The sequence below is a fragment of the Eubacterium sp. Marseille-QA0814 genome, assembly GCF_965119675.1.
In the GTDB taxonomy this organism is placed as follows: domain Bacteria; phylum Bacillota; class Clostridia; order Lachnospirales; family Lachnospiraceae; genus Eubacterium_G.
Map to the genome: position 1 here is coordinate 1,408,109 of NZ_CBCPMG010000001.1, position 20,878 is coordinate 1,428,986.

The 20,878-nt window shown below is 33.3% G+C and carries 11 protein-coding genes; 2 read left to right on the top strand and 9 right to left on the bottom strand.

Going from position 1 to position 20,878, the window contains the following annotated elements; genetic code table 11:
* Positions 1-24: 24 nt before the first annotated feature.
* Both ACQY63_RS06615 and glnA read right to left on the bottom strand, forming a co-directional pair.
* The gene (locus ACQY63_RS06615) at positions 25-573 is read right to left on the bottom strand and encodes an ANTAR domain-containing response regulator (protein ID WP_022165747.1); all 549 of its coding nucleotides are present in this window, start codon (positions 571-573) and stop codon (positions 25-27) included.
* A 14-nt stretch (positions 574-587) separates the two neighbouring features.
* Complete coding sequence (glnA, locus tag ACQY63_RS06620; protein ID WP_022165746.1) at positions 588-1,919, bottom strand: type I glutamate--ammonia ligase; 1,332 nt, start codon at positions 1,917-1,919, stop codon at positions 588-590.
* A 207-nt stretch (positions 1,920-2,126) separates the two neighbouring features.
* Between glnA and ACQY63_RS06625 the strand changes: the two genes are divergently transcribed.
* Entirely contained in the window at positions 2,127-3,014 is an 888-nt protein-coding gene (locus tag ACQY63_RS06625) for a L,D-transpeptidase (RefSeq protein ID WP_428244905.1), read from the top strand.
* Positions 3,015-3,077: 63 nt separating this feature from the next.
* Positions 3,078-3,752, top strand: a complete 675-nt coding sequence (locus ACQY63_RS06630; protein WP_302689327.1) for a ribonuclease H family protein — start codon at positions 3,078-3,080, stop codon at positions 3,750-3,752.
* A 204-nt stretch (positions 3,753-3,956) separates the two neighbouring features.
* Here ACQY63_RS06630 and ACQY63_RS06635 read toward each other — a convergent pair whose 3' ends face one another.
* From ACQY63_RS06635 to ACQY63_RS06665, 7 genes are all read right to left on the bottom strand, one after another.
* Complete coding sequence (locus ACQY63_RS06635) at positions 3,957-4,610, bottom strand: HAD family hydrolase (protein WP_022165744.1); 654 nt, start codon at positions 4,608-4,610, stop codon at positions 3,957-3,959.
* A gap of 143 nt (positions 4,611-4,753) precedes the next feature.
* The gene (locus tag ACQY63_RS06640; protein ID WP_022165743.1) at positions 4,754-5,095 is read right to left on the bottom strand and encodes a hypothetical protein; all 342 of its coding nucleotides are present in this window, start codon (positions 5,093-5,095) and stop codon (positions 4,754-4,756) included.
* A 184-nt stretch (positions 5,096-5,279) separates the two neighbouring features.
* Positions 5,280-7,037, bottom strand: coding sequence for an aspartate--tRNA ligase (gene aspS / locus ACQY63_RS06645; RefSeq protein ID WP_022165742.1), 1,758 nt, complete (start codon positions 7,035-7,037; stop codon positions 5,280-5,282).
* Positions 7,038-7,744: 707 nt separating this feature from the next.
* Positions 7,745-13,375, bottom strand: coding sequence for a hypothetical protein (locus tag ACQY63_RS06650; RefSeq protein WP_428244906.1), 5,631 nt, complete (start codon positions 13,373-13,375; stop codon positions 7,745-7,747).
* 14 nt (positions 13,376-13,389) lie between these two features.
* Positions 13,390-17,727: a PQQ-binding-like beta-propeller repeat protein gene (locus tag ACQY63_RS06655; protein WP_428244907.1), complete on the bottom strand. Its 4,338-nt coding sequence runs from the start codon at positions 17,725-17,727 to the stop codon at positions 13,390-13,392.
* Positions 17,728-17,729: 2 nt separating this feature from the next.
* Positions 17,730-19,850 (bottom strand): transglutaminase-like domain-containing protein, encoded by a 2,121-nt coding sequence (locus tag ACQY63_RS06660; RefSeq protein ID WP_428244908.1) that lies wholly within the window; start codon positions 19,848-19,850, stop codon positions 17,730-17,732.
* A 17-nt stretch (positions 19,851-19,867) separates the two neighbouring features.
* Positions 19,868-20,854, bottom strand: coding sequence for a DUF58 domain-containing protein (locus ACQY63_RS06665; protein WP_022164648.1), 987 nt, complete (start codon positions 20,852-20,854; stop codon positions 19,868-19,870).
* Between the last annotated feature and the right edge of the window lie 24 nt (positions 20,855-20,878).

Consider the following 20,878-nt stretch of genomic DNA (forward strand, 5'->3'; position numbering starts at 1 on the left):
AGTCCTCCTAAATATAAAATTAATTTAATCTTTATACATAATTTTCAGAATTGACTCTGCAGTTTCTACCATAGTTCTGCCACTATCCATGGCAGACTTCTGAACGTATCTGTGAGCTTCATTTTCTGACATATTATTTTTCTCCATTAATACTGCCTTTGCCTCATCCACAATGCTTTGCTCTTCTTTTGTTCTTTTTGGGGGCGATTTCTTTTTTCGTGAAAACTTTGCGTAAATATTATTTTGCATCATTTCAACTGAATTAAGAAAATCTCGAACTTTTATAGGCATCTCAACCATTGCCACTCCTCTTTCATCTTCAAGAAGTTTCTGTCTTGATGCAACCAAAAGCATTTCGAATCGTCCTTCAACATAATCCAAAATATCTGTGCACGGCATATCTGGCATTCTAAATCCACTGATAATTACTCCCTCGCCCAATGAATCTGCCAAAGTTATTGCTTTTGCCCCTGTGTTACAATGAAACACATTATCATAACCATTGTGCACAAGTAAATTACGAATAGCCTTGCTGTCTTCAATTTTGGGGAACACTACTATAATTCCTGCCAACTTTGCCTCCTACACTAAATGCGGTCCAAATATCTGTTAATTTCCCAATCTGTTACCTGTGAAGTATATTCCATCCATTCCTGTTCCTTTGCATTAATGTATTTTTTGTATACTTCTTCTCCAAGTACCTCTTTCATAAATGGCGATTTTCTCATTTCTCTTACAGCTTCATAAAGGTTCTTTGGTAAATTTTTAATACCAGCCTCTTCTCTTTCTGCATCTGTCATTGAGAAAATATCTTTTTGAACACTTTCCTTTGGTGTAAGTTTTCTCTTAATTCCATCTAAACCTGCTGCTAAACATACCGCAAATGCAAGATATGGGTTACAAGCACAGTCAGGGCATCTAAGTTCAATTCTTGTACCTGTTCCTCTTGCAGCCGGTACTCTAATAAGTGGGCTTCTGTTTGTTGCAGACCATGCAATATATGTAGGTGCTTCAAATCCCGGCACAAGTCTCTTGTATGAGTTTACAATTGGATTTGTAATAGCTGACATTGCACTCATATGTTCCATAATACCTGCTATGAAACTGTATGCTTCTTTGCTTAATCCATTTTCATCACTTGCATCTGCAAAAATATTATTTCCATGGCTATCCCATAAAGACATATTAATATGCATTCCTGAACCACACATGCCATACTTTGGCTTTGGCATAAATGAAGCATAAAGTCCATGTCTTTTAGCAATAGTTTTTACAGTAAGTTTATATGTCATAATTCTGTCTGCTGTTTTTAATGCTTCACCATATTTAAAATCAATTTCATGTTGAGCAGGGGCTACCTCGTGATGAGATGCTTCAACTTCAAATCCCATTTCTTCTAAATTAAGAACCATGTCTCTACGTGCATTTTCACCTAAATCTGTTGGTCCTAAATCGAAGTAACTTCCATGTTCATGACTAATTGTTGTTGGATTTCCATTATCATCTGTATGGAATAAGAAGAATTCACATTCAGGACCTACATTAAATGTATAGCCCATGCTTGCTGCTTCTTTAATTACTTTCTTTAAAATATATCTTGGATCATTTTCAAGCTGTTTTCCATCCGGCTTGTAAACGTCACAAATAAGTCTTGCAACTTTTCCCTGATGTGGTCTAAATGGTAAAATTTCGAATGTATCATAATCAGGATATAGATACATGTCAGATTCCTCGATTCTTGCGAATCCTTCAATGGATGATCCATCAAACATTATCTTGTTATCTAATGCTTTTGCTAACTGACTTTTAGTAATAGCCACATTTTTCAATGTTCCAAAGAGGTCAGTAAACTGGAGTCTGATAAATTCTACATCCTCAGTTTCTGCTATGTTTAAAATTTTCTGTTTAGTGTATCCCATTTTTTACTCCTTCCAAAATGAAAATTTTTAATAAGATTAAGGGACAAGGTAACTAATATACCTTTTTGCGCTTACCCGCGATTTTAATTATAAACTATATTTTCCCTGTTTTCAAACTATATTCACTTTCCATATATATTCTATTGCAATTAGTTTAATTAAATTATAAAATATATCCTGACAAAAGAAAAAATGGAGAAAATATTAATGATAAATAGAAATAGAAAACAACTAGGGCTTGCAGCCTTTATTACCATAATTGTGGTAGCTCTTTTTTTGGCATTTACGCATGCCCCTGAAAGCAATAACAATGTTGCCAATAATGATTCTAACAATAAAAGAATTACAGCAAATGATAAATTTACAGGCAATTTTAATCTAAAGGAAACTACTACAGAAGTTGAGTCTACTACGGTAAAAATGAAAGTTCACAAACTTTCAAAAAACAAAAAAGCAGCCAAAAGACTACTTAAGAAAACAGCCAAATACCGAAAGAAGTATAAAGACCGTTTACCATACATGATTACTGTTAATAGGGACGAAAACTTTGTTACTGTTTACACATTAGATAAAAACGGTGAATGTACCATACCATACAAAACATTTTGGTGTTCAACAGGTCTGAATCCTGAAGATACACCTCTTGGCACATACTCAATATATCAAAGATATGATTGGCGTTTAATGGTTGATGGAACTTACGCCCAGTATGCTGTTAGAATTTACGGACAGATTATGCTCCACTCTGTTCCTTACACTTCCGACTCTTATGACTCATTAGAGTATTGGGAATATAACAAAATCGGAAAACCGGCGTCCCTTGGTTGTGTCAGATTACAAGCTGGAAATATCAAATGGATATACGATAATTGTCCTGATGGAACAATTGTTACAATTTATAGTCAAAAGGGTGAAAAACCACTTATAAAAATAAAAAAAATTAAGAAGATTAAAAAGAAAAACAAAAACAGAAATTGGGATCCAACTGATCCACAAGAGAATAATCCTTGGTTAAAAAAAGAACCTAAGGAAACTACAACTGTTGCAGAAACAACAACTGCTGAATCGAAATTTAAAATAAATAACTCATTTTAAAATCATAGCGGTGTCTTTTACATTTGGCACCGCTTTAATATTATATTAGAAAGGGGATTTTGCATGGCAACTAAATATTACGCAGTAAAAGTTGGAAGAACTACCGGAATTTTTGAAACATGGGATCAATGTAAGGCCAGTGTGAATGGCTATCCAGGTGCTTTATACAAGAGCTTTAAAACTAAAACTGAAGCTTACAACTATATGGGTTGGAACGGAGAACAAATGGATATTTTCAATATGAATACTTTTGACCAAAATGACACTACTCCTATTGAAAACGAAAAACCTGTAGATAATGATATTCCTTTATCAAGTAGCACAAAAGCTGTGGCCTATGTTGACGGAAGCTTTAACTCAGTTACAAAGATTTTTGGATATGGTGTCGTTTTATTTCATAACGGCAAAGAAATTAAATTATATGACAGAGGCAATGATCCAAGCCTTGCCACAATGCGAAATGTTGCCGGTGAAATATATGGTGCCATAGCAGCAATGAAATACGCAATAAACCATAATATAAAATATCTATCTATTTATTACGACTACATGGGAATCGCCAAATGGTGTACCGGTGAATGGAATGCCACTAAAGAAGGCACAATCGCCTACAAGAAATTTTATAATAAAGCAAAAAAACACGTAAATATCACTTTTTGTAAAGTCAAAGGACATTCCGGCGACAAATACAATGATATGGCTGATGCTCTGGCAAAAAAGGCCTGCGGTGTGGAATAATCTTTTTGGAATCCACTCCAATTATTTGTTAGAAAGTCAAAAAGGTCTGTTAAATATTTAGTAAGACTCTAAATATTCAACAGACCTTTTTATTATTCATTCAATTATACAAGCCGTTATTTTACCTTCGCCTGTATAATTGTAGGTAATCAACTTTAAGACATATCCCAATATGTACATAAAAGTTGATTTACAACTTCTCTTTTATTCCTGTACAAACTTCAACAATTCTTCCGGCTTGTCAATAATAGCCATTGGCTTCAAACTTTCAAGTAGTGAACGTTCTCTAAATCCCCAACTACATGAAATACAATCTAAACCTGCATTCTCAGCTGTGGCTCTGTCCACCTCTGAATCACCTACATAAATCGCTTCTGACTTCTCTGCCCCTAATAATTTAAGTGCCTGATTTACACTATCAGGTGCCGGTTTTTTCTTAATGCCTGCTTCCTCATTTTCCCCAATAGCCACCTCAATATAATGTTTAAAATAAATATCATTTAATTCGAGAACTGCTTCATGGGCCTTATTTGATACTATTGCCATCTTAATTCCCATATTATGTAATTCTTTTAATAACTCCATAATTCCAGGATATGCACATGTTTTTATCTGACAGTGTTCCTGATAATAATCCTTCTGACACTTAAACATTTCTTCAAACTGTGGATTATCCTGACCATCCGGAACCGAACGCTCAACTAAAAGTCTTAATCCATTTCCTACATGCTGTCTGACAGTATCTACACTGTCTTCTTTCAATCCATATTTTCTCTGCATGTAATTAACAGAATCCGCAAGATCCTCTATTGTATTAAGTAACGTTCCATCTAAATCAAAAATAATTGTATTGTACATTGTTTCCTCCTGAAGTTATTATTATTTTTCTTTATATTCAATATTTAAAAATTAATTTCTACTCAACAATACCTTTATTTACTCCCCTGTTTTTATTTCTTTTTTGAGTATAGCAGAAAAAGGTTCTTGGGTAAACTCGTTTTCTATTCGCTTTTTCCATTAAATTCTATCTTTTCAATCTTGGATATATCCAAAAGATTTTTGAACTTTAAAATGTACTGATAGCTTTTAGACTTACCCTTGTATGCCTCTGAGCTTTCGTGTGCATTTGTGCCAATGTCTTTCTTTGTGTTGATAAGTTCTTTCTTTCCTTTATCGGTGTAAACAACAAGACTCATTCCTGCACTCTTTTCTTTTGCTGAAATTGAAACGCCTAAAGGTGAAATTTCTACTGTTGTATCCCCATCCTTATAAGTTTTTACATAACTTGTGCCTTTAATATTAAAATTATATTCTTTTCGTGTTAGGTAATCCCCTAATTTCACATAGAAATCCTTATCCTTAAATTTTCTCCCTCAATTTCGTGGGAATTTCCTATTACAAAAAACAAGTTGCCTGAATCTGCTAATGCTACTTTAATTCAACATTTCTATGCATATCAAACAACCTGTTTTTTAATATTTATAGTTTATACTTCACTTTTAATTAAAGCTTATATATCTATTTAATTTACTGTCTAACTTTAATATGTGTTTCTCTTAACTGCTGTTCTGTAACTTCGCTTGGAGCACCACACATTAAGTCCTGAGCATTACCATTCATTGGGAATGGAATAACTTCACGAATGTTTTCTTCATTTCTAAGAAGCATAATCATTCTGTCCACACCTGGTGCCATACCTGCATGTGGTGGAGCACCAAACTGGAATGCATTGTATAAAGCTCCGAATTTTTCCTTTAAGTCATCTTCTGTGTAGCCTGCAATTTCAAAAGCTTTAACCATGATTTCCATATCGTGATTTCTAACTGCACCTGATGATAATTCAACACCGTTACATACAATGTCATACTGGTATGCAAGAATATCTTCAGGATCTTTTGTCTCCAGTGCCTCAAGACCACCCTGTGGCATTGAGAATGGATTATGTGTGAAAATCATCTTCTTTTCTTCAGGATCATATTCATACATTGGGAAGTCATTAATGTAACAGAACTTATATGATTTCTGATCAATTAAGTCAAGTCTCTCACCAAGTGCTGTACGAATCTGTCCTGCATAAATTGATGCAGTCTTTTCTGTATCTGCAATAAAGAAAATTGTGTCTAATGCTTTAAGACCAGCCATTTCTCTAATTTCATCTTTCATTTCATCAGGAATAAATTTGTCAATTGGTCCCTTATATGAGCCATCTTCTAATACTTCTAAGTAACCAAGTCCACCCATACCAATGCTCTGTGCAAACTTAAGCAACTTCTCGTGGAAGCCTTTTGATAACTTCTGTTCAACCTTAATTGCACGAACTGTCTTTCCGTGGAAAGGCTTAAATGTACATCTTTGGAAGAAATCAGTTACATCGATTATTTCTAATGGGTTACGAAGATCAGGCTTATCTGTTCCGTACTTAAGCATAGCTTCTTTGTAGCTGATAATTGGGAATGGAGTCTGTGTTACTTCATAACCTTCAGGTGCAAACTTGTTAAATGTGTCTGCTAATACTTCTTCACCAACTCTAAATACATCTTCCTGTGTTGCAAAACTCATTTCAAAGTCTAACTGATAGAATTCTCCAGGAGATCTGTCAGCTCTTGCATCTTCATCTCTAAAGCAAGGTGCAATCTGGAAATATTTATCAAATCCTGACACCATAAGTAACTGCTTATACTGCTGTGGTGCCTGTGGTAATGCATAGAATTTTCCTTTAAATTTTCTACTTGGAACAATGTAATCTCTTGCTCCTTCAGGTGATGATGCACAAAGAATAGGAGTCTGAATTTCTAAGAATCCCATTTCTGTCATCTTCTGTCTTAAATAAGAAATAACATTTGATCTGAAAATCATGTTATCTTTTACTTTTGTATTTCTAAGGTCAAGATAACGATATTTAAGTCTTACGTCTTCTCTTGTTTCCTTTGATGTCATTACTTCAAATGGAAGCTGTCTGTAAGTCTTACCAAGTACCTTAACTTCCTTTGCTTCTAATTCAATTGTTCCTGTTGGAATCTTTGGATTGTATGTTTCTTCATCTCTATGTTCAATAGGTCCTTCTACTGAAATACAATCTTCCTTACTAAGTCCTTCAAGAAGTGATGTGTCACGCATAACTACCTGCATTACACCATACATATCTCTAAGGTCAATAAATGATACTCCACCATGGTCACGAATGTTTTCAATCCATCCGGCAATTTTCTTTGTTTCACCAACGTTTGCTTCGCTAAGCTGGTCAATTGTCACATCACGATAGATGTTGTTTGTGTTTACGTCCATTAGTTTTCTCCCTTCAAATTGTTAATGAGTGTTTTTGTTGTTTAATTGCCTGTATGTAACAGAAAGATGAAACTCAACTTTGCTTATATATTTATTTGAAGTTTTAAGTTTAATATTATTTAAAGCAAGAAAGATTCATCCCTTTTCAGAATGAATCTTTCTTAATTATATCTATATCATTCATCCTGAAAACAATTATTCAGGACGAACATGTTGTCCGCGGTACCACCTGATTTACTGCCATGCAGCCACTCTCTGGTTTAAAAACCTTCCGATTATCGCTCGGTGACGGCTCTCCTACTAAAACACATCTGCTTCTACAACTATTTCCAATTCTGTTTCAAAAAACTTTATTCAAGTTATCTGTTATAAATATTATCCGGATACTCTTAAATATCCAATTAAATATGTTCTTTCAGATTGCAGCTCCGGAGTGTTATTCACATTAATTCATTCTACAGAAATTCCACCATCTTCTGCTCTCTATAAGCGATAATTAAAGCTACTTCTCTCTTTCAACGCCATTAAAATTGATTATATTATAATAAAAAAACATTGTCAAGGTATGCAATCCCTGTGTAGCGGTCCTTAAATGTCCCACCACACAAAGGAAAACCACATTCTTCCCTGACAATGTTTTTGTCTGTAAAATTCATTTAGCTTTTCAGTTGATTTTTACATTTTAACTTTAAAATTATTTTTGATTTTTACTTAAAAGTTACCTTTTTAGCCTTACCCCATTTCCCGTAAACTTTCTTGCCTTTTATAATTCTATAGAATCTGGCTTTTACATAATATTTCTTATTTGGTTTAAGTTTCTTATAAACAAAGCTTATTTTCTTAGTTCTAATTTTGATAACTTTTTTACCTGTAAATTTCTTGTTTGTAGCTATTCTTACTTCATAGCCTTTTGCACTCTTAATTTTCTGTAACTTTATGGAAATCTTCTTTGATGATTTCTTCTTTACAGCCTTTTTAACTTTAACAATCTTATTTATAACTTTCTTTGTTACCTTAGGTGCTTTTGTAGTAGGTGTCTTTTTGCCTGTTGTTACAACCTTAGATGTTGTTTCAGCTGTTGTGCTAACTGCCGATTCAGTAGTTGTGTTGTCTTCTGCGCTTGTTGTTTCCACTGGTGTTACATTATCTTCCGTACTTGCCGGTTCAGTAGTTGTGTTGTCTTCTGCGCTTGTTGTTTCCGCTGGTGTTACATTATCTTCCGTACTTGCCGGTTCAGTAGTTGTGTTGTCTTCTGCGCTTGTTGTTTCCGCTGGTGTTACATTATCTTCCGTACTTACCGGTTCAGTAATGTTTGATGTCACATTTTCTGCAGTTGTATCTGCTGATGTTGCCTTTTCAGTTGTTGTTTCTTTCTCAACTTCAATTTCCACTGTTTTACCTTCTGTTTCGAAGCCATTTAACTCAGCTGTAATCTTAATAGTATGTTTACCCGGTTTGTCAAAAGTATATGTAATTGTAGAAGCTGCAGGATATTTGTTATATAGTCCACCATCTACATAAACATTGTAAATCTGTCCTAATCTAATCTGTTCTAAATCCTGTTTCCACATAACTGAGACAACATTTTTATTCTGCTTAGCAACAGCAACACCTTTTACTTCTAAAGGTTTAGCCCACTCTACATTAATTACTGCCTGTGACATAAGAATTGGTGTTTTACCTTCACCATCAACATAAGCTGTAACAAAATATTTTCCTGCCTTGTCAATATTTACGCTGGCATTACCGTTTTTATCTGTTACAACATTCTCAAGTGTTTCCATTTTTCCTGTTGTAACATCAATAATTGCTACTTTAGCCCCTTCAATAGCATGTGTATTTGCATCAATTGTAGACTGTTCACAAGCTCCATACCATGCATAATTATAACCCTTTAATGATAAATTAAATGACTTGTCAGTTGTAATTTCATTAGTGCTTAATGTAATTGTTGAAAGGTCATCACTGTAAGATGCATCTTGTAAGAAATAGAAATCTGCTGTATTTCCATCGCTTACTTTTGCCTGGTCTACAGTGTAGCCTGTATAGTATCCATCAACCAATGTATCATTATGTGGATATTTTTCATTAACTGCATACATAAATGTTGACGCATCTTTTCCGAATGCTTTTGAAACCATAGTTCCATACTGGTTTGCACTAACTACAAGGTACTCATCTGCTGTACTTTCAGTAAATTTGTCGCCGTATAACTTTTCATGTTCAGCAACAAGTACGTCTAATGCTGATACACTATCCTCTACTGAATCTGTAAATCCATAAGATTCAGCTAAATAGCCGTTTACCACAATAGTGTCTGAAACTGCAATATATTTATTTTCTGACTGAACTCTTACTGTTACTCTTGCATTTTCATTTTCTAATATACATTTATCAAAGTTTTCATTAGAAATTTCTGACAAACCATTTAATAAATCTTCTGTGCTATTATCACTTAAAATTAATTCTTCATATTTTGAAGTAATTTTCTTTATGTCCTGTTTAGCATTTTCACCACAGTCATCTAAATCTTTTCCTGTAGCATATTTGTATAACAAGGCATCATTATTATCAAAAGTATAGCAGTCCTCTTCTTTAGTATTACTTGCCACTGTACCGCATGTAACACCATCTTCTGAGATACCATAGCAGTTCTTAGCTGTACCATATTTTAATGAACCTACAACTGAACCAACTGTAGTGCTGTTTACTTCTGTTGTTACTTTTCCAAGAGAAATACAGTTTTCAATAACAGATGTTGTAGAACCATTTCCATAACCTACAATACCACCAATTGTGCCACCTTTTTTGCTTTCAACACCTCCTGTATTAATACAGTTTTTAACAGAACCTGATGACATTTCTGCTACTATACCACCTGCAAATCCTACAGTTGAATATACTTTACCTTTGTTTACACAGTTTTCAATATTACTGTATGTTCCGCCAACAATACCTGCTGCATTTCTATTTCCTGTAATATTTCCTAAGTTCTGTGAGTTTTTAATAACTGTTGTTCTTGCATAACCTGCAATACCACCAATATAATTCCATGTTCCTTTTTCGTAATCTTTAATAGATACATTTACATTTGATGTTATGTTTGTGAGTTCTGAGCTGTCAGCATAAGCTACAACACCACCTGTGTATGCAGATGAAACTGATACTGTAGAAAGAGCTGACACTAAAACTTCACCATATACTGAAAGGTTAGTTATTTTTGCTCCCTTTATGTAACCGAATAAACCGCCATAAACTCCTGTTGCTGCCTTGGCTTTTTTCTCAAATCTAAAATTATAAATCTTATGATTATTTCCTTCGAAGTTTCCTCCGTAGTAAACATATTCTTTTCCACCGTTGAAATAACCAATCTGTGGGAAATTATGGCTTGCAAGGTCAATATCCTTTGTTAATTTTCCATTAATTGTTGATGTTGACTTAGCCGCCACTGAATTTACTTCCTTTGCAAACCATGCAAGTTCTGCACCGGTGCTAATTAAATATGTACCATCTTCATCTTTTTGTGGTTCAGTAAATGTCTGACCGTCCCACGCATTTTCAGCTGCCTTCTTTAATACAACATTAACTGTGTATGTACCATCTACAGTTTCAGTCTTTGAACCTAATGAGAATGTGCTGTTTGAAACTACATAGCCCTTTGCATCAATTGTATAATAGTATTTTCCATAACCAAGTGCTGTAAAGTTAGTAACGTCTTCATCAGCATTCTTGTCATGAACATTTATGTCATAATCTTTAATTTCATTTCCCTGTTCATCTGTAACCTTAAAATTAACCCCGTATGTTACTTTTCTTTTTACAGGAACGCCAAAATCTGCAATTGTAGAATGCTGACCTGTTACATTAACTGCATTAAAACATGTGCCTGCACCTGCATCTGTTAATGTATACATAAATGCCCATGCATTTGCATAACTATACATGGACTGTAAATTAACAAATCCATTATTTATTTTGTACTCTGTCTCTTCTTTACCTTCTTCAAATGTAACATCTTTTGGTACTGTAATTTCCAGTGAACCATTATCTGCAACCTGATACTGTGAAATTAAACCAGTGTACTGATTGTTGTTTTCATCATAACCTACAACCTGTAATATTACCGGATTAAAAATTCCTGAGATTTTAGGAATTGATCTGTATAATCCGTTAAAAGTAATTTTTACTTTGTCACCTGGCATAATGTCTTCACCTGGATTTGACATATTTTCATAATTGATTTTGATTTTTGCAGCTCTTACTACCTGATAGTCAACAGAGCCATTATTAGAAGTAACCTTAATAATATTGTTTCCATCTTCAAGTTTAACATTATACGTGCCATCTTCATTAGCTGTTATTTCTTCACTATCACCTAAACTACTGTTCAAATCATCTGTTGTTTTAACTGGTGTAACTTCAACTTTGGCAATTCCACTTTTCGCTGTTGGAGCAATGTTCATAGTTCCTTCTTCTTTGTCAAAGAAAAATGTATCATAATTCCAACACCAATTTTTACCGTTATTATTTTTTACACCAACGTCTAAAATATCGGAATCCTTATCTCCAACATTAATTACAACAATACCTGTTCTCTTTGGAGAAATTGCAGGGTAAAATCCGCAACTTGCTGAACCTTCTACATCAATTGCATTGTATGTAACAGCAATTACTGCTATGCCGTCTTTTACACCTGTAATATCTAACCAGTTGCCTTTTCCATTAGTTCTGTTATCTTCTACTTCCTTAATGTTAATGCAGTCTTCCCCTGATAATACCTGATAATTAAAGTCAGGCTCTATCATAATATTTCCTGCATCGCTGTTTACAATTTCCCAAACTCTGTAAGCTCTAAGTCTGAATGTATCATTTACATTTAGATTTTTTACATTCTTATCACTTACATTCATAATTAAGTTTGCTTCATCCCTTTTAATAACTGTGCTACCCAGCTTGCTAAAATCATGACTGGTAACATCTTTTCTGTCTAAATCAACTGAAATCTTAGCTGACTCTTCACTACCAAGGCTCATATAGCCTGCCTTAGTTACATAACCGTCTTTTGATACACGATAAGAATAATTTCCATTTGATTTTGGCACATAGAATAACCAGGTTACTGTTCCATCTGAATTTGTTTTCTGTTTATAGCTTTTAATTTCCCTGTCATTAAAGTTATTCATCTGGAAGAAAACCTGCGCCTTTGCTTCATCAGGTACTGTAATCTCTGATGTAATTCTTTTAGCCACTGCTGCATTCCATGTATCTACAGAATAACCTTTATTTACTGTCTTGTTTATTCCATATCCATACATAAGATCATAATTGTCTGCAACATCATCATTTGGATTTGAAAAATAATTATAAAGACAGGCATTGCCCTGCGCAATAAGCATATAAGGATAATATGTAATATTATTTTTTACAATAGGTGTGCCCGGTGTTGCAATACAATTATAATATGGACATACTACCTGCGTTGTGTACTGGTCTTCTGTTAAATAATTAGTTCCATCGTATTTACTGTTTGAACCAACATTTGTACATTTAATATACACTGACTTTGAGTCATAACCTGACTGGGTAACGTTTGATGCCATTGGAATATTAACATTCATCCCCCCCATTGGCACAGTATAGTCATCTGTGCTTTCATCATAGCCATAAGCTCTGTATGAATATGTGGCTCCAAGTAAAGAAGCAGTGTATACTCTATACTGGCCGCTGGCATCTATACCATTGTCAGTAATTTCTATTTCATTATCTTCATCAAATGTATCATATCCATCTGCATCATGACCTGTTGTTTTGTATAATTTAATTTTGGGATTTTTATTTTTTCCATTATTATCCTGTCCAACATAAAATGTCATGTCATATACTGTTGTTTCAGGATCTTCCACTGTTAAATCCACAGTGTAAGTTTCCTTAGAAAATTCTCCTGTTGACTTACAATACGCCTTCCAAGTGTACTTATATCTGCCCGGAGTGTTTTCTGTTACGGCATATTCTGACAAACTACTTGCAAAACCTATTACGATTTCTGAGAAGTCTGATGCTTCTGACCATTCTCCACTTTCTTCATCGTAAACACTTCTGCTTTCATAATAAACCAGACTATGTTTTTCACTATCTGTAAATTTTACTCCTAAATTTGGCTTGTAACCATTGTAAATATAAGTTGTATCCTTAACTTCACTTTTCACATTTTTACTTAATGTAATACAAGCCGCCGTTGTTTCTTCTGCACTTGCAATTGTCACGTTGTTAAATGACATACCTGATAGCATTGATAATACTAACAGTAATGCAAGTAGCTTTTTTCCTACATGTTTCATCTCTTTCTCCTTTTTTATTTTTTTATTTTTAAGCTTTTAATAGCTGAAAAATCACCATAAATTTTCTTTCCACTAACAATTCTGTATCCTCTGATTTTGTAAGAATACTTTTTGTTAAGTTTCACTTTTTTATCTAAATATGTAATCTTTTTATTAGTGGTTACTGTTTTAACAACTTTAAATTTCTTACCTGTTTTTTTGTAAATTACATATCCACTACAGTTTTTGTTTCCCTTCCATTTAATCTTTATGTATTTCTTCTTTGCTTTAGAAAGCTTCACTCTCTCTGTTTTTCCAAGCTTTGACTTTGCCTGTATAGCAGAAGCTTTACCTAAAATTATTCCCATTTTGCTATTTGAAATTTTTATGTATGGAATAACTTTATATTTGTAAGTTTGTCCAACTATAGCTGTTGTGTCTTTGAAATTTAACTTTGTTATGTTTGCAGCTTCCACATACTTTCCTGCTGAATTCAATTTGTAAACTAAATATCCATCAGCCTGTTTTAAACTATTCCAACTTATGTTTATTGTTTGGAATAACTTATTATCCCATTTTGTTTTCAACGGATTTTGGCTAAAATATTTAGCTGCTACCTGTTTGAAAGTTGCCTCAGCTTTTGTTAGTTTTCCGTAGTTGCTAACAAGAAATTCTAATGAACTATCTAAACTGTCATAAGCATTTCTTGCATTAAAAATTGCCTGTTTGGAATTTATTGTAATATTGTCGCCAATTAAGTTGATTTTGTTTACAACATTTGCTGCCTGCTTTTCCCCTGCCTCGTCAATGACAGTTATGTCTACTGTGTCAATTAAAGGCTCAAATTTTTCATAATTCTTTAATTCATCGTTATACAAAACATGTTCAAATGACACTTCTATGTCTGTCATGTTGGCTGTTAATTTTTTGTTTTCCACAGTAACGTATTTTGTAATATCTCTTGTTTTTCCATTTGAATAAAAAGCCGTAACTTCCATACCTGTAGAGTCAAATGTTTCACCAGCCTTATAAACTAATTTGTCAGGCTTCTTTGTAACCATTATTTTAGTTATTTTACTGCCAAGAGCCATCATGTATGCCGAGTCATTTTTGAAATACATTGTTCCGTATTCATCAGTTATCAAACTACATATTGCATAGTTTGCCTGTTCACCCTTTGGTGAAAACAAAACATTGTAGTCATTTTCGTCTTCGTACTCGCTGTCTCTTGTTATAATTGCTGAGCTTTGACCCGGTTTATCTTTCAGAACTCTTACCTTACCCGGCTCATAGTTATCTATAAAATAAACATAGGTATAGCCGTCCTGTTGTTCATAGCCTGTTGTGGCAAGTCCACTTGTCTGTGGATAACCTCTTGTTAAAAGGCTGTAAGCTATGCTCATATTCTCTAAATCTATAACTGTAATGTGGTGCCCTGAGTTTACTCCAAACTGCTCTTTACCCTTTACACCAACGTATGCCCGCCTGTTTGCAATTACAGGTGTGGATGTACTTGCGCTGCCAAGGTCTGTTTTCTTAATCTCTTCTATATTTCCTTTGGAGTCAATTTTTGCACAACAGAAATCTCCTCCTTTTGATGTAAAATAAAATCTGTCAGTATCTTTATCATAGGTAATGGTGCTTCTCACATCACCTCTAATGTCACTGTATTTTGAAATTACTTTTCCTGTTAATGGATTTAATACAAGCAGTGAGCCATTTCCTGTCTCGTCTGCACTGGCTCCATCATCTGTTCCAACTACCAGATAATTATCATTAACATAACTGCCTGCCCAGTAAAACCCACCTTTTGAAGTATATGTCCAGGTTGCTTCTTTGCTTTCAGTCTGATTACCTGTATTTTCATCTGTAGCAGAAAGACAAACATAATTAGCAACGCCTGTTTCACCATTCCAAAATCCCGTGTACACATAACCATCGTGATATGTAATTGGCGAATTAGGTTGACCATGTAACGGATCTTCATAAACCCACAAAGATTCCAATGTATCCGCATTAAACGCCTGTACGGCACCACTTGCCAGTGCCACAAAAATCATTCCATCACCATAAGTTGGTGGTGTAATATTAAAAGCTGAAGTTCTAATCATGTCGCCACTTTTAATTATCTCTCCTGTAATTGTATTAATTTTTACAACTGATGTTGCTGTAGTATAAACCAAATCTTCCCCCACAAGAATTGGTGAACTTGGTGCTCCACTGCCATAGCCCTTGCCTACTTTTTTTGCCCAATACAACATTGAGTTTTTGTAATCTGTAGCAGTTAATGAATCTGTTACTGCATTATTGTCACTATTACCTCTGAAATTACTCCACTGAGATTTAATGTTTTTGTTTATTGTTTCATTATTCTGAGCTTCGCTTAAAATTCCATTAATACTTGAAACTTCCCCTGCTTTAAAAGTTCCATTTTTAGATACATGGCCATTTTTTGTGATTACATAGGAGTACTCTTCGCCCTGAAGTAAATTCTCAAGAGTATATTTATCTTCAGGAACTTTTTCACTAACAATTGTTTCTTTATTTGAATTTTTTACCTGTAAAACACTTTCTTTGGTCAATTCAAAATCTACACTTACAAGTTTTGTTTTATTAATTTTTAAGATGTATAAATTACTTTCACAGCCATCCTTTTCAAGCTTTATTTCTACATTGTTATCTGTGCTAACTGTGTAATCATTGCCACTCTCTGTTTCTTTTCCATTTATGTAAACCTTGTATTGATTTTTCATATAAGGAACTGCCGTTAAAGTAATTTCCTTTAAACTTTCAGGTATGTTTATTTCATATTCATTTGTGTTTTGTTCAAACTGTGGTTGTAAATCAATGTTGTTATCCGTACTTTTTACAGACAAATTTTTCAATGACAGCTTCCTTATAATATTAAAAGTGTAATTTTCTTTTTTATTTTTATAAGTTGCTGTTATTGTAAATTGATTTCCACTTACTCCTGTTTCAATTATCCTGTTAAGCTTCTTTCCAAGTTCATCGTCTCCAACAATTGAAACTACCCTGTTTTCTCCATTTATGTCTGTATAATTTACTACTATCTCTACGTCATTAATTTCACTGTTGTCTAACGCTGCTCTCACACAAACTGAGTTCTCATAATCGGGTATTGTAATGTTATATTCATTTCTATTGTTTTGAAACTGAGAATCCAGGCTATACTTTAATGCGTTATCTGAAACACCATTACTTATTTCCATGTTTTTTATAATGTTGCCGGTGTAGTCTTCCACATTTTCTGTAGTTACATCAGGATTTTTTGTTCCTGTTTCAGTATTAGTCTCCTGACTGCCCGTACTTTCCTGTGGTGTTGTACCTGTTTCACCTGTATCTTTTTCAGTAGATGTTTCCGTTACTTCCCCGCTGTCATCACTTACATTTATTACTGCAATAGGCGGTGCCACACAGGCATTTCCTGATGACAAATTATAATTTTCATAAAGTGATGTAGATGACACATAGTAGGTTCCCGGCTTATCAAACGATAAATTAATCTGACCCTTATCATCTGTTGTGCCAAACCTTTTCCAATTATCATTGTTATAATCGGCTACTGCCTGAGACTGTTTGCAATACACAACATCTTCCCCCGGCATCTTTTCTCCCACAAAAGTTGAGCTCCCATCATTTGCCGCATTAGTTGCAGTGCCTCTCATTGTAAGGCTGATGTTTTCATTGGTTTTAATATTGTATATTCCTGAGTCGACACTATTTGTACTTTCACTTGTAAAATAAGCAAATGCCCCTGTGTGGTAAAAGTCCCAATCAGAAAACATTGCCACATCAATTTCCATACCATCTTCTAACAAAATATAGTCTGATGTAGAACCCCATCCTGCTGCCTGTAATGGATAAGAATGATTTACATAATACATAAGGTTTTCATCATGGCCCCAGAATCTTGTCATGTACAGACTTGTGGCAGAACCTGATATGCTCATTGCATCCTGAGTGCTGTCATTAGGAATGAATTTTTCTCCATTAGGCAAATAATATTTTTCCAACATTTTTATAAACAAGTGTAGTAATGTTGGCTGTTCAACAATCTTATCGCTGTTATATCTTCCGCCATCTTCAAATGAATCTGCTTCATATCTGTAATAGTCTTCCAAACCATACTCTGCCAAATCAAAATAGCTTATGGTTACCGGAACATGACAAAGAACTGTTTCATTATCATCATTTCCCGTTACAAATTTTCCATCTTCACTTAAAGTAAAATAAACGGTAACTGTTTTCTTACTGCCTTCCGTTTCAGCCGCTGACACATTACCGTAACCGGAAAAGCATGTTGTAACTACTAATATTAAAATTAACAGCAAAGAATATATTCTTTTTTTCATTACTACCTCCTATTTGTAAAGCTTCCATATTTTGAAACAAACTTCCATCTGAACTTTTGAACCGGCTTTAAACCTGCATACATATTAAACCTTACATTATTAACATAAGCTTTAACTTTGTTCGCTTCATTCACATCTGTTTCTTTGTTACTGTATCTTGCCTTTTCATATAAATTGACAATTTCTAAATATGTGTTTTTGCCTCCTAACTGATACTTAGCTACTGTTTTTTTATACTCACTTATGCTGTTGTATTGAACTTTTGCAAATATGCGCAATGTGCTAACCATAAATGAAACATAATTAATAACTGTTCTGTTATTGTCCCCATTTTCAAAGCTCTGTCTGATTTTTCTTCTAAGTATATAGAGCCTGATTTCATAAGCTACCACAAAAAGTATTAACAAATTCAATAAGGCAACAATAGAATAAATTAATTTCTCCTCTTTATTATCTTTAACCTTTTTTTCTTCTACTTCATCATCTAAATGCTTATCCTTATTTACGTTTTGAATTGTCTGCTTATTACCACTATTAGAATCATTATTGTTGCCTGAAATACTATCATTTGTTCCCATTAAATCTCTATATTTACTGTTAGTTTCAAATGGAATCCAGCCGATTCCATCCTGATAATACTCTGCCCAGGAATGATAATTAGATTGTTTAATGTTAATTGTTTGATTTGCCTTAACATTTTCTATATCTTTTTTGGTAATTAAATAACCTTTTACATATCTTGATGGAATTCCAAAATACCTAAACATTAAAACTGTAGCTGTTGCAAAATCTTTATTATTACCGGTTTTGTTTTTCTCTAAAAACTCTGTAAGAAAACTTCTATAATCTTTTATTCCTTCTGACTTTTCATCATAAGCTATATTTTTATTAAGAAAATTTACAATTGCAGATTTTGCATCACCATAAGATTTTCTTTCAGTATTGTTTTTCAAGTATGTACTTAATAATTGCTTTTCAGTATTAGTTAATTTTAAATAATTCTCATATACAAATTGATTGTAATAATTTTCCTTTACCATATAATCTGTTTTGGTTTGTAATCTATTTAATTTATCAACCATTTCAGAAAAATTATTAACTATGTTTTCACTTACAATAAATGTATAGTTTTTCTTTCCATAAACACCTTTTGACTCAAGACTTTCATCGCCAATTCTGTTTTTATTTTTTAGTTTTTCATTATCAGTAATATATTCATAAGGCGTGTATATGTATTTAGATGATGCCCCTACAACACTAACTGTCATTTTGTTTTCTGACTTTTCTCCAAGTAACTCCTGTTTTCCATTTGCTAACTGGCTTTGTCCATAGAAGCTGTCTTTATGTAACCAATAAAATAAATTTGAATATTTGTATAAAGTCTTTTTGTCTGTGCTTTCCCAGCCTTTGTCTGTAAAATCACCTGCCACAAATCCTTTTAAATAATAAACCTCAGGCTTAGACATTTTCACTTTTAAGGCTATGTTGTTCTTTCTGTTGTATCTAAAGTTATCGATTTGTTCTGTTAAAATAGAATTTACTTTCTTTATACTGTTTGCCTTACCACCATTATCATTCCATAAAATATTGGATATGGGATTTATTAACACACCTATTATTAGCACTGTGCCAACTACTATTATTTGTGCTTTCCACCTAATGGTTGCCTTACCAATTGTTTTATTTAAATAAATTGCCATGTTTGCAAATAGAACAATGGTCATCCAAATTGTACTTTTGTTATTTCCAAACACCCCCTGTAAAACCAAAATACTAATTCCAACAATAAATAAAGGTAATAGTCTTTCGCTGCTTATCAACACATGCAGTGTTAAAAATAACAGCAAAATAAGTACAAGAAATATTACATCCATACTTCCATTAGAAGTCAGCTTGTATTGTGAAGTTATCACTCCGAATTTTTCTCCAACCATATTTCCAATTTTATTTAGAAATACTTTTCCATTCAGACCAAAGGATGTGATTTTAAAATCTAATAAAGTTATCAAAAATCCACCTGTTCCTATTAAAAGAATAAGTTCCAAAACGCTTCTCAAAATAGCTGTTGATTTACTAGCTTCCGTATTTAATTTTTTTAAATCAACTGTACTTTGATTTTTCATTTTTTCACCTTTCTGTGTTAGTTAGAAACAACAATCACATTTTCATAATATAGTTTTTGTTCCTGTAGTTTCTTTTCAAAATCCACAAAATAATCCTTATTGCTGTCAACATCTAAAACTTTCAAAAGATTTCCTGTTAAGTCTTTTTGCTCTGTTATTTTATAAGTTATCCATTTTCCTTTGCTACACCAGGAAACACTATGAGATATATTTTTTTCAATTAAACTTTTGCTAAGGGAAAACAAGCGTTGTCCTAACTTGTCCCAAGCTTCATAGCTTTCCTGTTCATCTACATTATTAAAAAGTATCATTACCAGGTCTTCTGTCTCTTTTGACATTTTCTTAACCATAGGTGTTTCATATTTACCTGTTAATTTCCAATGAATATTTTTTATGTTATCTCCCTTAACATACTCTCTAATATCGTACATTTCACCGGAAGAAGCACTGTTACTTTCCACAAATTTCCATGAATCTATGGCAGTTGTTCCACTACTTTCTTCTATTTTTATATTTGTTGTCTCTGGCAAAATAAAAATTTTACATATATTGCCTAATATTTTTCTGTTTGAAAAAATCCCCCACAAATCAACTATCTCTATATTCTCAACAGCTATGTTTATGCAACCACAATATTCCCTGCTAAGTCCTAATGGGATTTTCTCTGTTTTCTTCATGCCCATAAAAGTGCTAATTGTTACGGCTTTTTCCTCTCCGGTAAACTTATTTTTTATTTTGCAGTTAGCCTTAATTTCACTTAAAGGCAATAAATACTTTAATTTAATTATTAATTTTCCTTTTGTTTCTTTTTCCTTACCGGCAATTCCCGGAAACTTTAAATCTACACTAAGTCTCTTAAGGGCAAATCTGCCATACAATAAGGAAAACGCTTCTAATATTATTAGTACCAATGCAACTGTGAGAAATAATGATTTTTCACACAAAATTCCCAACAGCAAAAGAAAAATTAAAAATAATATCCATAAGATTTTTTTTATTTTCATAAGGTTCCTATCTTTTTTTAATGT